Raw genomic sequence first — 885 nt, forward strand, 5'->3', positions numbered from 1 at the left:
AGTTTAAAACGCTATTTTCAAAGATTGTTACATACTTATTTGGAACTTGAATAATTATTCCATTGAAATATTGAGCATTTGTTTCTAATACTCGAGAAGTAAGCACCTCCTTATCTTGTGAGGTAGGATTATTAAAATAGCGATAATACCTTATACTTTTCTGATCAGGGGAAATAATTTTCCCTAAGCCTCCCTCATTGGAAATATCAAAATTGAAATATTTATTGAAATGCTTACCAACCCATAAGCTAAGAGTAAGTTCATCACCATCTGTTGTTTTTATCTTATCTGAAGAATAAAAACCTGAATCCTCTAATTTTGAAAAACGCAATGTAACTTCTGGCAAAAAGTTAATCGTTTCATCAGATAATTCTTTTTTCGAATAATCATAATCAATCTTAAATGAGTGCGCTTTTATATTTTCTATAAAACGAGACAATAAAAGAATATCGCTTATCTGCTCTCCTTCACTTTGTCCTTGGAAAATACCTATTTTAAATGCAGGATCATTGATTTGCTTCCAATCAGCAAAGAGGAGGGCTTCATCGGAGGTATAGTCCATTAGGCAGGGGACATTACCTTGTTGTTTTTTCTTGAATGGGTGTGCTAGTTTAAATATTCCGTGCCCCAATTCGTGGGCGAGGGTTCTTTCGGTTTGGTCGAATACAAAACCAAACTGTCCACCGAGTGCCATATAGCCTCCTTGCCCTGTACTGCTCTTGGCATTGGTAATAAACACGTAATAGGTATCGTTTGCTACCTTGCCTGTGGCTTTATAGGCATTGATAACCGCCTGTTGTGACGGACTGTAATCGGTAAGGTCACCAAATACATCTTTGGTTTCCAACACGCCATTGGTCAAATAAGGTGTGATATCAAAAGGTG

Annotated in this window: 1 pseudogene; it reads right to left on the reverse strand. The window is 36.4% G+C overall.

Going from position 1 to position 885, the window contains the following annotated elements:
- Window positions 1–885: pseudogene (locus HMPREF9073_RS16090) on the reverse strand (hypothetical protein); the annotation flags it as partial.

Origin of the sequence: Capnocytophaga sp. oral taxon 326 str. F0382 (assembly GCF_000318295.1) — a bacterium.
Lineage (GTDB): Bacteria > Bacteroidota > Bacteroidia > Flavobacteriales > Flavobacteriaceae > Capnocytophaga > Capnocytophaga periodontitidis.